We start from the raw sequence: 20,074 nt of genomic DNA, 5'->3' as shown, positions 1-20,074 counted from the left end.
CGAAAAACCCCTGGGGTTATTTTGCGAGAGATGCCGTCAGTCGAGGAGTTTCGCGATGGCGCGCACGACCGCGTCGGCTGCCTTCGCGACGAGCGGGACATCCTCCACCTGTATGATGACCTTGCCCTTGATGCCCAGTTCGGTGATCTCGGAGAAGAAGATGCTCGGTTCGCCGATGACGGGGGAGACGGATCCCGCGGCATCGCACGAGATGCCGATGATCCGGTCGGACAATGCGTCGAGGGAAGTACTGATATCGGTGCCGTCGTCGCGGTAGCGCGGTATGGCGAACGGCACCACGACGCGGTTCGCGGGCAGCAGGTGCACGAGCGCCGTCTTGGAGATCACCGAGTTGGGGATGATGACCGTCTGCCCGAGCGGATCGCGGATGGTCGTGTGGCGCCAGGAGATGTCCTGCACCACGCCGATCTGGCTGTCCACTTGGATGTTGTCGCCGGGCTTGATGATGCCCATGAACGCCATCTGCAGGCCGCCGATAAGGTTGGACAGCGTGTCCTGGAAGCCGAGCGAGACGGCGATACCGCCGACGCCGAGCGCGGTGATGATGGCGTTGGAGTTCTGGTTGTAGACGGTGTCGAGGATGATGCTCGCACCGACCGCCCAGATCGTCGCGCGGACGATGTTCACGATGATGCTCGACGAGGGGAGGGGATTGCGGTCCTTGTTGAGCAGGTGACGTAGAGCGCGCGTCGTCACGCGCGACACCGCGATGGTCGCGGCACCGAGCACGATGGTCCAAAAGATCTGCTGGACGATCTGCATCTTGAGTATCGCGAGTATCGATTCGGGCATGTCCTGTATCCGTTTCGTGCGGTCGTGTCGTTGCGTCTATCATACCCGTCGCGCACGGCCATGGCGAAATGGGACGCACGGCTATATCGAAATGGGGAATATACTTGGTCGTATGTCGTTGGCGCGGCCTGCGGGCGGCGCATGAGGAGGGGAGCGATATGGATCAGGAGCGCTATCTGGGGGCATCGACGCCCAAGCTCGGCTTCGGCTTCATGCGCCTGCCGAAGTTCGAGGACGGTTCGTTTGACATCGAGCAGGTCAAGGCCATGGTCGATCGATTCATGGACGCGGGGATGACGTATTTCGACACCGCGTACGTCTACGACAACGGCGGTTCGGAGCGCGCGCTCAAGGAGGCGCTCGTCGACCGCTACCCCCGCGACCGCTTCACCATCGCCACGAAGGTCAACGCGCGCGTCGCCGAGTCCGCCGCCGATGCACGGCAGCAGCTCACCACGAGTCTGGAGCGCACGGGCGCCGGATACTTCGACTACTACCTGCTCCATGCGGTGCAGGAGAGCAACATCGGCAAGTACGACGAGTTCGGCCTGTGGGATTTCGTGCGCGAGCAAAAGGAGGCCGGCACGATCCGCCACTGGGGCTTTTCGTTCCACGGCACCCCGGCGCTACTCGATGAGCTGCTCACCAAGCATCCGGATGCGGAGTTCGTCCAGCTGCAGATCAATTATGCCGACTGGGAGCACCCCGAGGTCGCGTCGCGCACCGTCTACGAGATCGCCCGCAAACACGGCAAGCCCGTGGTGATCATGGAGCCGGTCAAGGGCGGCATGCTTGCCAATCCGATCCCGCGGGTGCAGGAGCTCCTGCGTGCGGCGAAGCCCGAGGCGTCCTTCGCCTCGTGGGCGATCCGCTACGCCGCCTCACTCGATGGGGTCATCACGGTGCTCTCCGGCATGTCCAACCTCGAGCAGATCGATGACAACCTTTCGTTCATGCGCGCCTTCGAGCCGTTGAGCGCCGAGGAGCAGCAGGTGATCCGCGCCGCGCAGGATGCGTTCGCCGACATGGAGTCCATCCCTTGCACGGCGTGCCGCTACTGCACGGACGGCTGCCCGATGCATATCCCCATCCCGTGCATCTTCGCCGCGCGGAACAAGCAGACCGTCTGGGGTCTCGACGAGCACGCGAAGAAGGACTACGAGGCCGCCGTCGGCGCCGAGGGCGCGGGCGGAGCGGACGCTTGCATCGCGTGCGGTCAGTGCGAGGCGGCGTGCCCGCAGCACATCCACATCATCGATGCGCTGCGCACCTGCGCCGCAGCCTTCGCGTGATATCGCGCTAGGCGCCCCCCGACGTCAAATAACCCCAGGGGTTTTTCTACATAGAGGAGCCGATCTGGCTCCTCTATGTAGAAAAACCCCTGGGGTTATTTGACGTCGGGGGGCGCCCGGGCGCATGTTCTAGCTGAGCAGCATGCGGTCGTTGGCGAGCTCGCCGCCCGAGACCTCCTCGAACTTCTGTAGCAGGTCGGCCACGGTGAGCGCGCGCTTTTCCTCGCCCGCCACGTCGTAGATGATACGACCCTCGTGCATCATGATCAGGCGGTTGCCCAAGCGGATGGCGTCGTTCATGTTGTGGGTGACCATGAGGGTGGTCAGATGGTGCTCGCCGACGATCTGCTCGGTGAGCTCGAGGACCTTGGCGGCCGTCTTGGGATCGAGGGCGGCGGTGTGCTCGTCGAGCAGCAGCAGCTTGGGCTCGGTGAGCGTGGCCATGAGCAGCGTCAGCGCCTGGCGCTGGCCGCCGGACAGCAGGCCCACCTTGCTGGTTAGGCGCTTCTCGAGCCCCAGCCCCAGCTCGCGCAAACGCTCGGCGTACTCGTCCTTCTCGGCCTTCGTGACGCCCCAGGCAAGCGTGCGGGCCTTGCCGCGACGCTTGGCCATGGCGAGGTTCTCCACGATCTGCATGTCGGCGGCCGTACCCATCATGGGATCTTGGAACACGCGGCCCAGGTACTTGGCGCGCGCGGGCTCGGAGAGCAGCGAGATGTCCTTGCCGTCGAGCTCGATCACGCCGGAGTCGATGGGGTACACGCCCGCGACCATGTTCATGAGCGTGGACTTGCCGGCGCCGTTGCCGCCGATGACGGTCACGAAGTCGCCGGGAGCCAGATGCAGGTTCACGTTGACGAGGGCACGCTTCTCGTTGATGGTGCCGGCGTTGAAGGTCTTGCAGACATCGGTGACCTTAAGCATGGTCTATCGACCCCCTTCCGGGCGCGATGCGCGGGTGTAGGAACGCTTGAGCTGGTACTTTTCCCACACGACGGGGATGCACAGGGCAAGAGCCACGATGATCGCCGACAGCAGCTTCATGTCGTTGGCGTCCATGCCTAGCTGGAGCACGATGGCGCGGATGAGGAAGTAGACCACCGAGCCCACGACGGCGGAGGCGAGACGGCCACCGAAGGCATGCAGCTTGGCGCCGGGCAGGATGCGCCACAGCACCTCGCCGATGACGATGGCGGCAAGGCCGATGACGATGGCGCCGGTGCCCATGCCGATATCGGCGTACTTTTGGCTCTCGCAGATGAGGCCGCCCGACAGGCCGACGAGGCCGTTGGACAGGATGAGGGCGATCATCTTGGTGATCTTGGTGTTGACGCCGAGGGCGCGCACCATGGCCTCGTTGTTGCCGGTGGCGCGGCAGGCCGAGCCGATCTCGGTGCCGAAGAACCAGTACAGGGCGACGATGATCAGCACCGCTACGATGAGGCCGACGATGATGGCGCCGCCGTTGGCGGACAGGCCGGTCGCGTCGGTGACCTGGGAGAAGATGGTGTCGTTCTTGAGCAGCGGGGTGTTGGACTTACCCATGATACGCAGGTTGATGGACCAAAGGCCGATCTGCGTGAGGATGCCGGCGAGGATCGCGGGAATCTCGAACACGGTGTGCAAAAAGCCCGTCACGGCGCCGGCGACCATGCCGGCGATCATGGCGAGAAGAATCGCCATCAGCGGATCCATCCCGCCCACGACGAGCACCGCGCACACGCTGCCGCCGAGCGCGAAGCTGCCGTCGACCGTCAGATCGGCGATGTCGAGCAGTTTATACGTGATGAACACGCCGAGGACCATGATGCCCCAGAGGATACCCTGAGATACGGCGCCAAGCAGAGCGAGCCCCATAACGCTTCCTCCCCTATGTGAGCCAAATGAACCCCGGCGAGCACGCCCGTCGGGGTTCATCGCATAAACGATGCAGATACATCGCGGAAGTGTACCACTTTATGCAGAGATGGGTTGGGGCACGTGGCCCGTGTAACCCTCCTGAAACGACGGGGGGAGGCGGCAGGGTGGTCGTGCCGGCCGGTGGGGCGTTTGCCGACGGTTGGGGGTTCGCGCTGATAGCGGGGTTGAGTGTTGGCAGCAGGAACCCGCGCTGGTAGCAGGAACTCTGTACTGACAGTGAAAACTCTCAATTGACACGAACAGGGCATTTCGGCCGATTTCTGTCAGTAGTGAGTTTTGGCTGTCAGTACAGAGTTCGAGTTGTCAGTACAGAGTCCCTGCTGTCAGTAGAGAGCCTCCGCTGTCAGTACAGAGTCCCGGCTGTCAGCACAGAGCCCCTGCCGACAAGTTTGTACCTGGCACCATCTTGTCGGGCGACAAGATGGTGCCAGGTACAAACTTGTCGCTTTGAAAAAGCGGCCGGGACGCGATGGTCCCGGCCGCCTCATCGGTTGCGTGTGCTGGCGTGCGCCTTACGCGCTCACGTCGGTGCCGCCCTCCTCGGCGAGCATCGAGACGTCCACGCCGACCTCGTCGGCGGTCGCCTGGTTGTAGACGAGGTCGCACTCGTCGGCGGTCATCGTGCCGATCGCCATCTCGGCGGGATCGGCACCTTCGGTCAGGATCTCGATGGCCATCTCGCCCGCGCGGTAGCCGAGCTCCTCGTAGTTGATCGAGACGCTCGCCAGGCCGCCGTTCTCCACCATGCCGACCTCACCGCAGATGGTGGGCACGCCAGCCTCGTTGGCCACCATGGCGACGGTGGTCATACCGGCGGCGATGGTGTTGTCCGTCGGGGTGTAGATCGCGTCGACCGAGCCGACCATGGACTCGACGACCTGCTGGATCTCGTTGGAGGAGGACACGGTGTAACGCTCGTGCGCGATGCCCAGCGCGTCGAGTTCCTCCTCGGCCATGGCGATCTGGATGTCGGAGTTGGACTCGGCGGTGCAGTAGAGCAGACCGACGGTCTTGGCGTCGGGGAGCAGCTGCTGCAGCAGGTCCATCTGATCGGCGACCGGGTTCATGTCCGAGGTGCCGGTGAGGTTGCCACCGGGTGCGTCGTTGTCCTCGACGAGGCCGGAGGCGGCGAAGTCGGTGATGGCGGTGCCCACGATGGGGATGTCGCTCGTGGCGCCCGCGACGGCCTGCGCCGCCGGGGTCGCGATCGCCAAGATCAGGTCGCAGCCGTCGTTGACCAGGGTCTGCGCGATGGTCTGGCAGGCGGACTGGTCGTTCTGCGCGTTCTGCTGCTCGATCTCGTAGGAGATGCCCGAATCGTCGAGCGCCTTGACGAAGCCGGCGTTGGCTGCGTCGAGTGCGGTGTGCTCGGTCAGCTGCAGCACGCCGATCTTGTAGGTGGTGCCGTCACCGGAAGGCGCGGCCGAACCGTTGCCGGCGGAGTCGCCGCCGCAGCCGGACAGGCCGAGCGCGCCGGTGAGCGCGATGGCGCCCATGCCGGCGAAGCCCTTGGCGAACGAGCGGCGGGAAAACGTGGTGGGATTCATGGTGGTTCCTCCTCGGTCCATGCGGTCGAGCATGGGTTGGTCGCGCCGGTCCGTGTGTCGGCGCGTGGGGTACTAGACGGTCTCGGCGTCCTCGAGGCCGGAGATATCGATACCGACCTCGTCGGCGGTCGCCTGGTTGACGATGAGCTGGCAGTCCTCGGCCGCAAGGTACGCGATGGGCATCTCGGCGGGGTCGGCGCCCTCGGTCAGGATCTCGACGGCCATCTCGCCTGCCTTGTAGCCCAGGTCGTAGTAGTTGATGGAATAGGAGGCCAGACCGCCGTCCTCGACCATGGTGTCGCAGCCCACGATGACGGGCAGGTCGTTCTCGTTGGCGACCATGGACACGGTCGCCATGCCGGCGGCGATGGTGTTGTCGGTCGGGGTGTAGATCGCGTCGACCTTGCCGACCATGGACTCGATCACCTGCTGGATCTCGTTGGAGCTCGAGACAGTGTAGCGCTCGTGGGCGATGCCCGCCGCGTCAAGCGCCTCCTCGGCCATGGAGATCTGGACCTCGGAGTTGGACTCGGCGGTGCAGTAGAGCAGGCCGACCGTCTTGGCGTCGGGCACGAGTTGCTCGAGCAGCTCGATCTGGTCGGAGACGGGCGTGAGGTCGGAGCTGCCGGTCACGTTGCCGCCGGGCTCCTCGTTAGAGGCGACGAGACCCGACTCGGCGAAGTCGGTGATGGCGGTGCCGATGATGGGGATGTCGCTCGTCGCGCTCGAGACGGCCTGGGCCGCCGGCGTGCCGATGGCGAGGATGAGGTCGTCGCCATCGTTCACGAGCTTGCTCGCGATGGTCTGGCAGGCGGACTGGTCGTTCTGCGCGTTTTGCTGGTCGATCTCGTAGGAGATGCCGGCGTCGTCGAGCGCCGCCACGAAGCCCTCGTTGGAGGCGTCGAGTGCGGCGTGCTCGGTCAGCTGCAGGACGCCGATCTTATACGTGGTGCCGTCGGCGGACTCGGTCGTCGAGCCGGCCTCGGAAGCGTCGCCACCTCCGCACGCGGCGAGCGCCAGCGCAAGCGTCCCCGTGACGACGGCGGAAGCGATGGTTGTGAGCCGTTTCATGGGCGCAACCTCCCTTTCCTTCGGACCTGTTCCGAATGTGATGCAGCAGAGCGCCCCGTCATGCGCGGCGCTCCATCCCAATAGAGTACAGATAGCTTTTCATGATAAAAGTGCATGCACCGTCGGCCCTGACCTCCGCGCGCGTGATACCAATTGTTAATCTTCGTGCCGGCGGTCGGTCGAAACGACGCGCTTGCCGATGCACGATGTAATTCCATCTTTCGGGTTTGCGATGTCGGGGATGTGATTTCACCCCAGGGGTTTTTCTACATGGGGCAGGACGAGTCCTGCCCCATGTAGAAAAACCCCTGGGGTGAAATCACATCCCCGACAAAGGAAACGACCCGCTGCAGTGCGGTGCGCTGCAGCGGGTCGCTCAGGTTGAGAAGACCCTAGAACTCGGCGTTGCCGACGGTCCGCGGATGCGGGATGACGTCGCGGATGTTGCCCACGCCGGTGAGGTACATCACGAGTCGCTCGAAGCCCAGGCCGAAGCCGGCGTGCTTGCAGGTGCCGTAACGGCGCAGGTCGAGGTAGTACTTGTACTGGCTGGCGTCCATGCCGAGCTCGGTGATACGGCGCTCGAGGACGTCCAGACGCTCCTCGCGCTGGGAGCCACCGATGATCTCGCCGATGCCGGGCACCAGACAGTCCGCGGCGGCGACGGTCTTGCCGTCGTCGTTCATGCGCATGTAGAACGCCTTGATCTCGGCGGGGTAGTCGGTCACGAACGTCGGGCACTTGAAGTGCTCCTCGGTGAGGAAGCGCTCGTGCTCGGTCTGCAGATCGATGCCCCAGCTCACGGGATACTCAAACGCGTGGCCGGCGGCGACTGCGGCTTCGAGGATCTCGATGGCCTCGGTGTAGGTCACGCGCGCGAAGTCGGAGGTCGCCACGTGCGTCAGGCGGGCGATGAGACCCTTGTCCACGAACTTGTTGAGCATGTTGAGCTCATCGGGGCATGTTGCCATGACGTCGTTGATGACGTACTTGAGCATATCCTCGGCGAGGTCCATGTCGTCGGCGAGGTCGGCGAAGGCGATCTCGGGCTCGATCATCCAAAACTCGGCGGCATGGCGCGTGGTGTTGGAGTTCTCGGCGCGGAAGGTGGGGCCGAAGGTGTACACGTCGCCGAAGGCCATGGCAAAGTTCTCGGCGTTGAGCTGGCCGGACACGGTGAGCGAGGCGGCCTTGCCGAAGAAGTCCCGGCTCCAGTCGGTCTCGCCGGCGTCGGTTGTGGGCGTGTGCGCGGGGTCGAAGGTCGTCACATGGAACATCTCGCCGGCGCCCTCGCAGTCGGAGGTGGTGATGATCGGGGTGTTCACGTAGACGAAGCCGCGGTCCTGGAAGAAGCGGTGGATGGCCGCCGCCGCCGCGGAGCGGATGCGGAACACGGCGCGGAACAGGTTCGTGCGCGGGCGCAGATGCTGCTGCGTGCGCAGGAACTCGACGGTGGCGCGCTTCTTCTGCAGCGGGTAGTCGGGCGCGGAGGGACCGGCGACCTCGATGGTCTCGGCGGTGAGCTCGAAGGGCTGCGGCGCGTCGGGCGTGAGCTTGACGATGCCGGTCGCGATGACGGCGGCCGACACGTTTTGATGGGAGATCTCGTCGTAGTTGGCGAGATCGTCGCGGTTCATGACGATCTGCAGGTCGCGGAAGCAGCTGCCGTCGTTGACGGTGACGAAGCCGAAGTTCTTCATGTCGCGGACGGACTTGACCCATCCGGCGACCGTGACGCGGCTGCCGCCGAGCGCCTCGGCGTCGGCGTAGAGCTGGGCGATCTTGGTGCGATCCATAAAGACCTCTGTTCTTAGATATGAGCGGATAGACTGGCCGCCCACCATCATACCAGCCCGCGATGTTTCGGGGCTGCATGGGTTCGTTGGGGACGTGTCCCTTCCAACCCATTGTGGGTTGGAAGGGACACGTCCCCAACGAACCCATGTCGCGGCATGAAGTTAGAACGTGACGGTCTTGGGCTCGGCGGTGAACGAGCAGAAGGTCGCGGTCACGTTTTCGAGGGCGAAGACCTCGCAGTTGCCGTCATCGGCGGCGTACATGCTCTGGAGTTCGGGGTACTCGCCTAAAACCGCCTGACGCGCCTCGAGGCGATCGTCGAGCACGGCGTCGGCGGTGAGACGCAGCCAACCGCCCTCGGCATCGACCGCGCTGATGGCGATGCGCGGATGCGCAAGCATCTGGTCGGACACCGGCTTGACCTTGCCGGTCTGGATGTACAGCTTGTCCTCGAACTTCGCGATCGTGCCGAAGGGCCGCACCTGCGGGTTTCCGTCGGCGTCGACTGTCGCCAAGAAGTACGTCGGGTTCTTCTTCAGATACTCCAGGACCTCATCCATTGCTCTTCCTTTCTCGCGTTGGCCGGATACCGTCTATGTACCCATCCTGCGAACATGGGACGAGGCAACCTGTCCGTTCCGTCCCATGGGGTCGGAATGGTATACCCTAGACGGACGGCACACCCGACGAACGCGAGGAATCGATGATCATAGAACAGCACGCCCTGTGGGGCGAGGAACCGACCGCGGAGTATCCGGCAACCTATACCGCCTACCTGGCAGAACCTGTGCCGGCCCGCGCCGACGAGCCGCGTCCGGCCGTCGTCATCTGCGGTGGGGGAAGTTTTACCGCCATCAGCGCGCATGAGCAGGAGCCCGTGGCGTTCGAGTTTTTGAATCGCGGCTTCCAAGCGTTCGTGCTCGACTACGTGACGAGTTCCACCGGCAACGTGTCCTTTCCGAATCCCGAGGCCGACCTCGCCAAGATGGTCGCCACCGTGCGCGCGAACGCCAAGGCGTGGCATGTCGATCCCGACAAGGTGACGGTCGTCGGCTTTTCCGCCGGCGGCTTTGTTTGCGCCTCGCTCGCAGCGCAATGGAAAAGCGGCCCGTTCGCCGCGATCACAGGTGAGCGACCCGACCGGCTCCGTCCCGATGCGGCGATCCTGGCGTATCCCGTGCTCGACATGCGCGTCATCCGCGACGAGCAGACGCGCGACCCGCGCATCGACCTTCGCGTGCCCAAGACCGGCGGCAAGACCGGCCGCGACCTGCTCAACGACTACATCGCCATGGTCATCGGCGGCGAGGCGACCGACGAGCGCATGGCGGAGGTCTGTCCGACCACGCACGTCTCGCGTGACATGCCGCCGACGTTCGTATGGGGGACGGCAGACGATAAGACCTGCCCCATCTGCCAGGTGTACGATCTGGCGCAGGCGATGGCACGCGAGGGCGTCGTCCACGAGCTGCACGTGTTCGACCAAGGAGGGCACGGTCTGTCCGTGGCGAACATCAACACGCGCTGCGATAATGAGGACCGCGCCCACGCCGTTCGCGCGTGGGTCGAGCTCGCGTTCGACTTCCTGGAGCGCCAGGGCTTGGCGTAGTGCGCTCGGTAAGATGCCGAATGGATTGGTGACGATATGATGATCGACATCACGGGGGACATGATGATGGGGGTCTTGGCGCTCGTCTGCCTGGTAGCGCTCATCGTGGCGTTTCGAATGGGCGCGCGCGTGTTCTATCGGGCGGCGGTGCCGTTTACCCTTGCGCTGTTTCTGTCCCTTGCGGGCCTGACGTGTTGGGGCGAGAACGGTTTTTCGATCCCCGCGTACTCGCTCATGCTCATCTTCCCGTTGCTCGCCGTCGAGCTGCTCGCGCTCAACGGCGTCATGGTGCTCATCCGCGATGGACGCGTGAGTGCCGCCTCCGGCGCGCCGATCGCGGGCGCGTTCGCGATCGCGGTGCTGTACACGTTGGTCCCGCAGGCGATGGAGGCCGCGGACAACGCCGTCGTCGACGCGGTGGTCAACCTGTTCGCATTCGAGGCCCTGTGGCTCTCGTTCGCGCTCGTCGCGTTGAGCCTGTGTTCCTTCGCGTACCGCATCGCCGGGCGCGAGATGGTGCCCGACCGCAAGCAACCCTACCGGTTCATCCTCGTGCATGGGGCGGCGCTTTCGGGCACGCGTCCCTCGCCGCTGCTCATGGGGCGCCTCGATAGCGCGTACACGATGTGGGAGCGTCAGGGCAGGCGCGGCACGATCGTCGTGTCGGGCGGTCAAGGCGCCGACGAGGTCGTGTCCGAGGCGAGCGTCATGTGCGATTACCTGCGAGATCGCGGCGTACCTAAGAAGTCGCTCGCCATCGAGGACGCCTCGCGCACCACGCGGGAGAACCTGGAGCTGTCGCGTTCCGTCATGGACCGGCTCGCCGGCGGCCAGCCGTATCGCGTGCTGTTGGTGACGAGCGATTTCCATGCGCTGCGCTGCGTGAACCTTGCGCGCACGATGGGTATCGACGCCGACGTCATGGGGTCCGCCACGCAGCGCGACACGTGGCTGCGCTCCATCATCCGCGAGTTCGGCGCGATGGTCGTCCGCTTCCCGTGGACGTTCGCGTTCGTGGCTGTTTGCTGGGCGTTGCTGCTCATCCTGTAGCGCAATAGGTTGGTTGGGGACGTGTTCGTTCCAACCCATGCGGACGTGCGATGCTGGCCCCGCGCGCCGCGACGCTAGTATTGGATGGTTTGCCGAACGAGAGGATGGGCGAAACATGTCGTTCGATGTCGCGAAAGCATATCTGGATAGCATCGGTTTGGGCGATCGCGTGATCGCGACCGAGGCGCCGAGTTCGACGGTCGAGGAGGCCGCGGAGGCGCTCGGATGCAAGCCGGAGCATATCGCCAAGACGATGGCGTTCCTGGTGGACGAGGTGCCGGTGCTCGTGCTATGCGCCGGTGACGCGCGCGTGAACAACAGCATGTTCAAGCAGGTGTTCCATACCAAGGCCAAGATGATTCCCGGCGACGTGGTCGAGGGACTCGTGGGCCATGCGCCGGGCGGCGTGTGCCCCTTCGGTGCCAAGCCGGGCGCTCGCGTGTTTTTGGATGAGTCGCTGCGCCGTTTCGAGGTGGTGTACCCCGCGTGCGGCAACGACCACAGCGGCGTGCGCCTGACGATTCCCGAGCTCGAGCAGGCGACGCGCGCCGAGGGCTGGGTCGACGTCTGCCGCGGCTGGCGCGAGGAAGCGTAAGTCCCGGCGCGGATGTAATTTCACCCCAGGGGTTTTGTTGCACCGGGCCGCCCAATGGGCGGCCCGGTGCAACAAAACCCCTGGGGTGAAATTACATCCGCGCCATGCCGCGGCGGCATAGATGCATGCATGCTTTCAATTGGATTGGCCGCCTGGGCCGTAGCACCATATACTCAGGGCCGGATTCGGTCCCGAGTAAACATGCGAACGGCAGGGAGGACGCCATGAACGCAGCAGATCAGGAGGCCATCGAGCGTGCGACCAAGCGCTTCGGCGAGTTGATCGCCGGAGAGCTCGAGCGCATCGAGCGCGTGCGCCAGGACGGCGCGCCCAAGGATTACACGAAGCTCGACCACATCACCATCGGCATCCTGCCCGGTGACGGCATCGGCCCCACCATCGTGGCCCAGGCGGTCCGCGTGCTCGAGTGCCTGCTCGCCGACCAGATCGAGTCTGGTCGCGTCGAGCTTCGTCACATCGAGGGCCTGACCATCGAGCGCCGCGCCGCGCTCGGCGAGTCGCTGCCGCAGGATGTCCTGGACGCCGCCCTCGAGTGCGACGTGCTGCTCAAGGGCCCCCTCACCACGCCGCGCCCCGGCGATCCGTACCCCAACCTCGTGAGCGCCAACAGCCTGCTGCGTCGCGGCCTCGACCTGTTCGTGGGCATGCGTCCCATCCGCATGGCCGACAAGGGCATCGACTGGACGTTCTTCCGCGAGAACCTCGAGGGCGAGTACATCTGGGGTGACAAGGGTATCCAGGTCACCGACGACCTCGCCGTCGACTTCAAGGTCTGCACGCTGCCCGGTACCGAGCGCCTCGCCCGCATGGCGCTCAACTACGCCCGCGCCAACGGCAAGACGACCGTCACGGTGATCACCAAGGCCAACATCGTCAAGCACGCCGACGGCAACTTCCAGCAGATCATCTGCGACGTCGCCGAGCGCGAGTACCCCGACATCACCGTCCAGACCCGTCTGGTCGACGCGACGGCCGCCAAGCTCATGGATCCCGATTTCAACAAGGATTTCCAGGTCATCGTGCTGCCCAACCTCTACGGCGACATCGTGACCGACATCGCCGCCGAGCACCAGGGCGGTCTGGGCTCCGCCGCGTCGGCGAACCTCGGCAGCCAGCACGCACTGTTCGAGGCCATCCACGGCACGGCGCCCACGCTGGCCGAGCAGGGTCTGTCGCCGTGGGCGAACCCCTGCAGCGTCATCCGCGCCGCCGGCCTGCTCGTGGGCCACATCGGCTTCCCCGAGCGCCGCGCGAAGCTCGAGCAGGCGCTCGACATCTGCTGCGACACCGAGCGTCGTGTCGTCATGGGCTTCGGCGACGGCCCGACCTCGACCGATTTCACCGATTACCTGATCGAGACCATCCAGAAGCTCGGATAACGAGAAAACAGCCCTCCAGGTGTGCCCTCGCGCAGGCGGGGGCACATCCCGTTTGCGAGCACGTATGAGGAGCGCGTTATGAGGAAATTCAAGACCGTATACATGCGCGGCGGCACCAGCAAGGGCTGCATGTTCCTGCGCGAGGACCTGCCGGCGGACCGCGCCGAATGGGACGAGATCTTCCTGCAGGTGATGGGCAACCCCGATCCCAAGCAGATCGACGGCATGGGCGGCACCGTTTCGTCCAACAACAAGATCGTCATCGTCTGGAAGAGCGACGAGCCGGGTATCGACGTCGAGTACGAGGTCGGGCAGGTGATCGTGGGCAAGGCCCAGGTCGACTTCAAGTCCAACTGCGGCAACATGACCTCCGCGGTCGGTCCCTTCGCCGTGGAGGAGGGCCTGGTCGAGGTCGTGGAGCCCATCACGACGGTGCACATGCTCAACCGCAATACCGACAAGTACATCGACGTGACCGTGCCCATCGATCCCGATACGCATACATTCGCCCAGGACGGCGACTGCGCGATCGCGGGCGTCGACGGCACCGCCGCCGAGCTGCTCGTCAAGTTCCTCGACCCGGCGGGTGCCAAGACCGGCGTCCTGCTTCCGACGGGCCAGGTCCGCGAGACGCTCGAGGTTCCCGGTCACGGGACGATCGAGGCGACGATTCTCGACGTGTCCAATCCCTTGGTCGTCGTGCGCGCATCCGATATCGGCCTTTCGGGCACCGAGCTGCCGGCCGACGTCGATGCCGACGCACGGGCAGCCGAGCTGCTCGAGGCGATCCGCGGGGCGGCTGCCGTCGAGATGGGCTTCGCAACCGATCTTGCCGACGCGACCGCGAACAGCCCGGCGGTTCCCAAAGTCGGGTTCGTGACCGCGCCGGTGAGCTATACCGACATCGCCGGCAAGGAGGTCTCGGCGTCCGATATGGATGTGTGCGCCCGCGTCATCTCGGTGTTCAAGTGCCATAAGGCATGTCCGCTCACGGCGGCGAGCGCGATTTCGGTCGCTGCGATGCTCGAGGGTTCCATCGCGCACGAGGTATGCGGGGGAGTGCTCGCCAAGCCCGGTACGGTGCGTATCGGCCATCCGAGCGGCGTGATGACCATGGTGCCCGATCTGGTCGAGGGCTCCGACGGATCGTACGAGCTGCCCAGCGTCGCTGTTCAGCGCACCGCGCGCCGTATCATGGACGGTACGGTATACGTGCGCAAATAGGAGCGCGTCACGTTTACGGCTTACGTTGCGGGCGCGCCCGAGGCAGCTTGTTCCTCGGGTGCGCCCGCGTCGCATGAAATGAGGCCCCACATAGTCGCATATCGAAGGTACGTGAAATCGGGTCTGCCGTTTTTCACGTTGGACGGGCCATACCGGCCCATCGAGTGCGCGCAGACGTTCGTTTGCGCCGGCGGTTACAAAAATGGGCACTTTCTAGTTGGAAAAACAGGCTTTGACAGATATATGCAAAAATCGGTCTAGAATATACGGCCGTTTTGTCAGTAATACCGTCCTTCAGAGAGCGAACGTGTCGCCAATCGCGGGCGCGGCATGGTTTGGTGGGGCATATCGGGTCGCATCGGCGCTTCCGGGCGCTCCATTCAACTAGAAAGTGTTCATTTTTGTAACGCGCGCGAGAAACGAACGATGTAGGCCCCTCTTTTGACCACGCGACCCGTGCATAAAACTTCGCCCATGCGTGAAGCGAGGTTGGCCGCCTATTCCATGGTGTTGGCGATGACGTCCTCGAAGAACTGGATCAGCTCGATGTCGGCGCGCGACAGTGTGGTGTTCCCAAACGTGGCGATGCACAGGGCCCATGCCGCGTTATGGCGCTCATCCAGCGACAGGAAGCTCACGTCGGTACCCTCGAGGTCCGCGAGCTGCGTGTAGCTCTGCGGGCCGATGGTGTAGCCCATCCCGCGGGCGGCGAGGCTCTGCGCGGTCGTGTAGTCGCGAACCTCCAAGATGATGTTCGGCCGGACGTTCGCCCGCATGAACGACGTGTCGATCACCTGGCGGATGCGCTGTCCGTACGGCACGGTGATCAGCGGCTCGTCGGCAAGTTCGCGGATGTCGATGACGGGGTGGGGGTACGAATCGCGCGGGGTCGCCTTGGCGACCAGCGGGCTGTCGCTCGGCACGGTGACCACGAAAGGATCCTTCCAGAACACGTCGTAGTCGATGTGCCGGCTGCCCTCGCCCATAAGGCGGTGCATGACGGCGAAGTTGATCTCGCACGCCGTGAGCGCGCGGTCGAGCTGTTTGGAGTTGCCCTCGACGATGCTCAGTTTGATATTCGGATAGCGCTTGTGGAACTCGGGCAGCACGTGGGGCAGCAGGATCTTGCCGAGCAAGCGCGTGGTGCCGAACGTGACGCTACCGGCCGCCAGCTGCTCCATGTCGGAGAGTTCGGTTTGCAGGTCCTCGTACAGCTTGAGGACGCGGTTCGCCATCGTCAGGTACTTTTTGCCCGCCTGCGTGAGCCGAAGACCGGACGGCGTGCGGTCGAACAGCTTGGTACCGAGCCCATCCTCGATGCGCTGGAGCGATTGCGAGAGCGACGGCTGGGCGATATAGAGCTTGCGCGCGGCAGCCGAGACGCTGCCTTCTTCCGCGATGGTTTTGACGTAGGTGAGCTCTCGGTCGTTCACGCGGTCCCCCTTGTTCACCATGCCGTGCCGTCGGTCATACCGGCCAAATAGGTAGAAACATTCAAATGGCTATACCCGATACGGAAAGTCGGAATCTGCCGATTTTGCCCGTTACAAGCAACAGTAGCCAATAAACGACCGTTCGGCGGGAGAACTTTGCTGGTATCAAAAAGTAGTAACCAGCTAACATGTATGATGAGCTGCTACTATAGGTTAACCACTATGGACTCCATCGAAACATAGTATTTGATGTGGACAGTCTGTGTAGGGATACTGGCACCATCGAACGTCCACACATTCGACGTAGGGGAGTGCACATGGATGCTGTGAAGCTGTACGAAGGAGGCGTCTACCTCGTTGACGGCGAGACCGTCGTCCCGGCAAACGAGGTCGATGCCATCAAGGGCATGACCGGCGAGGAGGTGAACGCCGATTCCGCGCGCAAGGGCACGATCGCCTATCGCATCATGCAGGATCACAACACCTCCGGCGATGAGGCCAACCTCAAGATCAAGTTCGATGCGTTGACGAGCCACGACATCACCTATGTCGGCATCGTCCAGACCGCCAAGGCCTCCGGCCTGACCAAATTCCCGATCCCGTACGTGCTCACCTGCTGCCATAACTCGCTGTGCGCGGTGGGCGGCACCATCAACGAGGACGATCACCTCTTCGGCCTGTCCGCTGCCAAGCACTACGGCGGCATCTACGTTCCGCCCCACATCGCCGTCATCCACCAGTACATGCGCGAGATGATGGCCGGCGGCGGCAAGATGATCCTCGGCTCCGACTCCCACACCCGCTACGGCGCCCTGGGCACCATGGCCATCGGCGAGGGTGGCGGCGAGCTCGTCAAGCAGCTCCTCGGTCAGACCTACGATGTCGCCACGCCCGAGGTCATCGCCATCTACCTCGAGGGCGAGCCCGCGCCCTTCGTCGGCCCGCAGGATATCGCGCTCGCGATCATCGGCGCCGTCTACGAGTGCGGTTACGTCAAGAACAAGGTCATGGAGTTCGTCGGCCCCGGCGTCGCGAGCATGACCACCGACTACCGCAACGGCGTCGACGTCATGACGACCGAGACCACCTGCCTGTCCTCCATCTGGCGCACCGATGCCGACACGCAGAAGTACCTGGCCGACCACGGTCGCGGTGACGAGTTCCGTCAGCTCGACCCCGAGAAGGTCGCCTACTACGACGGCTGCGTGCGCGTCGACCTCTCCAAGATCCGTCCGATGATCGCCCTGCCGTTCCACCCGAGCAACGTCTTCACCATCGACGAGCTCAACGGCAACCTGGACGAGATCCTGGCCTCCGTCGAGGCCCACGCCGACGAGATCGCCGGTCGCGCCGGTTCGCTCGACCTGCGCGGCAAGGTTGACGCCGCCGGTCTGCACGTGCAGCAGGGCACCATCGCCGGCTGCGCGGGCGGCAACTACACCAACGTCATCGAGGCCGCCAACGCCCTGCGCGGCAAGAGCTGCGGCGACGGCGCGTTCAATCTCTCCGTGTACCCCTCCTCCCAGCCGGTCTTCGCCGACCTGGTCAAGAAGGGCGCGATCTTCGATCTCATGCAGGCCGGAGCCATCATCCGCACGGCGTTCTGCGGCCCCTGCTTCGGCGCGGGCGACACGCCGGCCAACAACACGCTGTCCATCCGCCACACCACCCGCAACTTCCCCAACCGCGAGGGCTCCAAGCCCGGCCAGGGGCAGATGGCTGCCGTGGCGCTCATGGACGCCCGCTCCATCGCCGCGACCGCTGCCAACGGCGGCGTGCTGACCTCCGCCGAGACGCTCGACTGCTGGGGCAACGTGCCCGAGCACGAGTTCGACGCCTCGTCCTACGATCACCGCGTCTTCCAGGGCTTCTCCGAGGCCAAGGAAGAGGAGCCGCTGTGCTACGGCCCCAACATCAAGGACTGGCCCGAGATGGAGGCGCTCGGTGAGAACGCCCTGCTCCAGGTCTGCTCCAAGATCCTCGACCCGGTGACCACCACCGACGAGCTCATCCCGTCCGGCGAGACCTCGTCCTACCGCTCCAACCCGCTGGGTCTTGCCGAGTTCGCCCTGTCCCGCCGCGATCCGGCCTACGTCGGCCGCGCCAAGGACACCGCCGTGCTCGAGGCCGAGCGCAAGGAGGGCAACGTGCCCGCCGCCATCGCCGACGTCTACGAGGCGGCCCGCACCGTGGTGCCCGAGGTCGATGCCTCCAACACCGAGATCGGCTCCATGGTCTACGCCATCAAGCCCGGCGACGGCTCTGCCCGCGAGCAGGCGGCGAGCTGCCAGCGCGTGCTCGGCGGCCTGGCCAACATCTGCGAGCAGTATGCCACCAAGCGCTACCGCTCCAACGTCATCAACTGGGGCATGCTGCCCTTCCAGTCCGATGACGAGCCCGCCTTCGAGCCGGGCGACTGGATCTTCGTGCCCGGTGTGCGCGAGGCCATCGCCACCGGCAAGAGCGAGTTTGTCGGTCACATCATCCGCGACGGCAAGGTGGCGGGCACCATGGCCCTCTACACCGCCCCGCTCACGGACGACGAGCGCCAGATCATCCTCGATGGTTGCCTGATCAACTACAACCGTCACAACTAAGGTGACGCGCGAGCGCGCGGGTCAGCCTATCAGCTGCCATGCTGGCCTGCGCGCTTGGCTTCATATATGCAATGGAACATGGACTGATTTCCCCGGTGGGAATCGTCCGCAACGGTAAAGGAGGGAATTCATGACTCTTGCTGCAGCTGTCGGCCTTATCATGATTCTCATCTTCATTATCGGTGTCATGAAGCGCTGGCTCAGCCCGTATGTCGGCCTTGCCGTCGTGCCCCTGGCCGCCGGTATCATCTTCTGCCTCATCACCGGTCAGAACGTCCTCGACGTCTTCGAGTGGGTCTACAGCGGTGTGTTCTACGCCGTTGAGGATGGCGAGGTTTCCGCAGGTACCGTGCGCTCCGCTATGATGGTCCTGTTCGCCTGCACCTACTTCACCCTCATGATGCAGGTCGGTCTGTTCGATCCGCTGGTCATTGCCATGATCAAGCTGGTCAAGGGCGACCCCATGAAGATCATGGTCGCCTCCACGTTGGTCGCTGCCGGCGTCTCCCTTGACGGCGACGGCACCTCCACGGTCCTGATCACCACGGCCGCCTTCGTGTCGCTGTACAAGCAGTTCGGCATCCGCACGCCCTACCTGGCGCTGCTCATCTGCCTGCCCACGTCGGTCTTCAACATGTCCCCGTGGGGCGGCCCGCTTGCCCGCGTCCTTTCCGCGTTGAACCTCGACGTGACCGAGCTCTTCCCGCTGCTCATCCCGGGCATGGCTGTTGCGCTCGTGTACTGCGTCTTCGTCGCGTGGTTCCTCGGTAAGAAGGAGCGCGCTCGCCTCGGCTTCGACCCGGCTAAGACCGCTGAGATCAGCGATGCCGAGCTCGAGAAGATGTGCGACATCGTGCGCAACAACGATCCCGAGTACAAGCGTCCTAAGCTCGTGTGGTTCAACCTGATCCTCTCCGTGATCATCATGGTCCTGCTCATCGGTGGCTATGCCAACTCCGCGGTGCTGTTCGGCGGCGGCCTCGCCCTCGCCCTGCTCGTGAACTTCGGCTTCGACTTCCACCTGCAGAAGGATCGTCTGGCTGCTGCCCTCGAGGACGGCATGCCCGCCGCCGCCATGATCGTCGCCTCCGGCTTCCTCATGGGCATCCTCACCAACTCCGGTATGGGTGACGACATCGCCCTGTTCCTGGCGAGCCTGGTGCCTGCCGGCATGGAGAACCTGCTGCCGCTGTTCGTCGCCGTCCTCGGTATCCCGGGCATGATCTTCCTGTCCTCCGACGGTTACTACTTCGGCATCCTGCCGGTTCTCGCCGGCCTGGCTGCTCAGTACGGCATCTCCTCCACCGCCATGGGCGTTGGCGCCATGATCCCGCTGGCCACCTACTACGCGACCCCGCTCATCGCTTGGATCTGGATCCTGATCGAGCGCTGCGAGGTCGACTTCGGCGAGCACCAGAAGCAGATCATCGTCTGGGGCATCCCGATGTTCATCATCTACTGCGTCGTCGCGGTGCTCACCGGTGCCATTCCGCTGATCTAAGCAACGCGCCTCTCTTTCAGGCCCGGACGCCCGTAGGGCAGCGACGGGGTCCGGGCCCCTGCACACCTCGTGTGCTCAGAACAATCGCCTTTTCCCTTTTCCCTTTTCCAACCCGGTGCGCTCCGCTCAAGCGCACCGGGACTTTTTTGTTTTGGTCGGCCTGATGGCGAGCATGTGCCGCTACGACGAAGGGCGGCGTTTTCGTACCTATAGAATCTGTCTATG

Annotated in this window: 16 protein-coding genes; 8 read left to right on the top strand and 8 right to left on the bottom strand. The window is 64.3% G+C overall.

What is annotated here, in order from left to right; all coding sequences use genetic code 11:
- Positions 1–36: 36 nt before the first annotated feature.
- Positions 37–813 (bottom strand): mechanosensitive ion channel family protein, encoded by a 777-nt coding sequence (locus tag I6E04_RS03820; protein WP_235421846.1) that lies wholly within the window; start codon positions 811–813, stop codon positions 37–39.
- 158 nt (positions 814–971) lie between these two features.
- Between I6E04_RS03820 and I6E04_RS03815 the strand changes: the two genes are divergently transcribed.
- Positions 972–2,105, top strand: a complete 1,134-nt coding sequence (locus I6E04_RS03815) for an aldo/keto reductase (RefSeq protein ID WP_235421845.1) — start codon at positions 972–974, stop codon at positions 2,103–2,105.
- A gap of 129 nt (positions 2,106–2,234) precedes the next feature.
- Here the strand turns inward: I6E04_RS03815 and I6E04_RS03810 are convergent, their stop codons facing one another.
- The 6 genes from I6E04_RS03810 to I6E04_RS03785 form a co-directional block, all read right to left on the bottom strand.
- Positions 2,235–3,029, bottom strand: coding sequence for an ABC transporter ATP-binding protein (locus I6E04_RS03810; protein WP_235421844.1), 795 nt, complete (start codon positions 3,027–3,029; stop codon positions 2,235–2,237).
- 3 nt (positions 3,030–3,032) lie between these two features.
- Positions 3,033–3,962 (bottom strand): ABC transporter permease, encoded by a 930-nt coding sequence (locus tag I6E04_RS03805; RefSeq protein WP_235421843.1) that lies wholly within the window; start codon positions 3,960–3,962, stop codon positions 3,033–3,035.
- A gap of 575 nt (positions 3,963–4,537) precedes the next feature.
- Positions 4,538–5,572: an ABC transporter substrate-binding protein gene (locus I6E04_RS03800; protein WP_235421842.1), complete on the bottom strand. Its 1,035-nt coding sequence runs from the start codon at positions 5,570–5,572 to the stop codon at positions 4,538–4,540.
- Between the two features lie 72 nt (positions 5,573–5,644).
- On the bottom strand, positions 5,645–6,643 hold the full coding sequence (locus I6E04_RS03795) for an ABC transporter substrate-binding protein (RefSeq protein WP_235421841.1): 999 nt from the start codon (positions 6,641–6,643) through the stop codon (positions 5,645–5,647).
- Positions 6,644–7,035: 392 nt separating this feature from the next.
- The gene (asnS, locus tag I6E04_RS03790) at positions 7,036–8,439 is read right to left on the bottom strand and encodes an asparagine--tRNA ligase (RefSeq protein WP_235421840.1); all 1,404 of its coding nucleotides are present in this window, start codon (positions 8,437–8,439) and stop codon (positions 7,036–7,038) included.
- A gap of 162 nt (positions 8,440–8,601) precedes the next feature.
- A complete protein-coding gene (locus I6E04_RS03785) occupies positions 8,602–9,000 on the bottom strand; it encodes a pyridoxamine 5'-phosphate oxidase family protein (RefSeq protein ID WP_235421839.1) in 399 nt (132 codons plus the stop codon).
- Between the two features lie 143 nt (positions 9,001–9,143).
- Here I6E04_RS03785 and I6E04_RS03780 point away from each other — a divergent pair, with 143 nt between their 5' ends.
- From I6E04_RS03780 to I6E04_RS03760, 5 genes are all read left to right on the top strand, one after another.
- Positions 9,144–10,049 (top strand): alpha/beta hydrolase, encoded by a 906-nt coding sequence (locus I6E04_RS03780; RefSeq protein ID WP_235421838.1) that lies wholly within the window; start codon positions 9,144–9,146, stop codon positions 10,047–10,049.
- 36 nt (positions 10,050–10,085) lie between these two features.
- Complete coding sequence (locus I6E04_RS03775) at positions 10,086–11,099, top strand: ElyC/SanA/YdcF family protein (RefSeq protein WP_235421837.1); 1,014 nt, start codon at positions 10,086–10,088, stop codon at positions 11,097–11,099.
- 115 nt (positions 11,100–11,214) lie between these two features.
- Positions 11,215–11,694 (top strand): YbaK/EbsC family protein, encoded by a 480-nt coding sequence (locus I6E04_RS03770; RefSeq protein ID WP_235421836.1) that lies wholly within the window; start codon positions 11,215–11,217, stop codon positions 11,692–11,694.
- 224 nt (positions 11,695–11,918) lie between these two features.
- Positions 11,919–13,094, top strand: a complete 1,176-nt coding sequence (locus I6E04_RS03765) for an isocitrate/isopropylmalate family dehydrogenase (protein ID WP_235421835.1) — start codon at positions 11,919–11,921, stop codon at positions 13,092–13,094.
- A 78-nt stretch (positions 13,095–13,172) separates the two neighbouring features.
- Positions 13,173–14,318, top strand: coding sequence for a PrpF domain-containing protein (locus I6E04_RS03760; protein WP_235421834.1), 1,146 nt, complete (start codon positions 13,173–13,175; stop codon positions 14,316–14,318).
- A 497-nt stretch (positions 14,319–14,815) separates the two neighbouring features.
- On the opposite strand, the gene I6E04_RS03755 is transcribed toward I6E04_RS03760, so the two are convergent.
- A complete protein-coding gene (locus I6E04_RS03755) occupies positions 14,816–15,751 on the bottom strand; it encodes a LysR family transcriptional regulator (protein WP_235421833.1) in 936 nt (311 codons plus the stop codon).
- Between the two features lie 317 nt (positions 15,752–16,068).
- Between I6E04_RS03755 and I6E04_RS03750 the strand changes: the two genes are divergently transcribed.
- A complete protein-coding gene (locus tag I6E04_RS03750; RefSeq protein ID WP_235421832.1) occupies positions 16,069–18,348 on the top strand; it encodes a hydratase in 2,280 nt (759 codons plus the stop codon).
- Between the two features lie 130 nt (positions 18,349–18,478).
- A complete protein-coding gene (locus tag I6E04_RS03745) occupies positions 18,479–19,849 on the top strand; it encodes a citrate:proton symporter (protein ID WP_235421831.1) in 1,371 nt (456 codons plus the stop codon).
- Positions 19,850–20,074 lie beyond the last annotated feature (225 nt).

The organism is Collinsella tanakaei (assembly GCF_021531055.1).
Lineage (GTDB): Bacteria > Actinomycetota > Coriobacteriia > Coriobacteriales > Coriobacteriaceae > Collinsella > Collinsella tanakaei_B.
The sequence above is the reverse complement of the archived record's forward strand: the minus strand, read 5'-3'. Positions and strand labels throughout refer to the sequence as shown.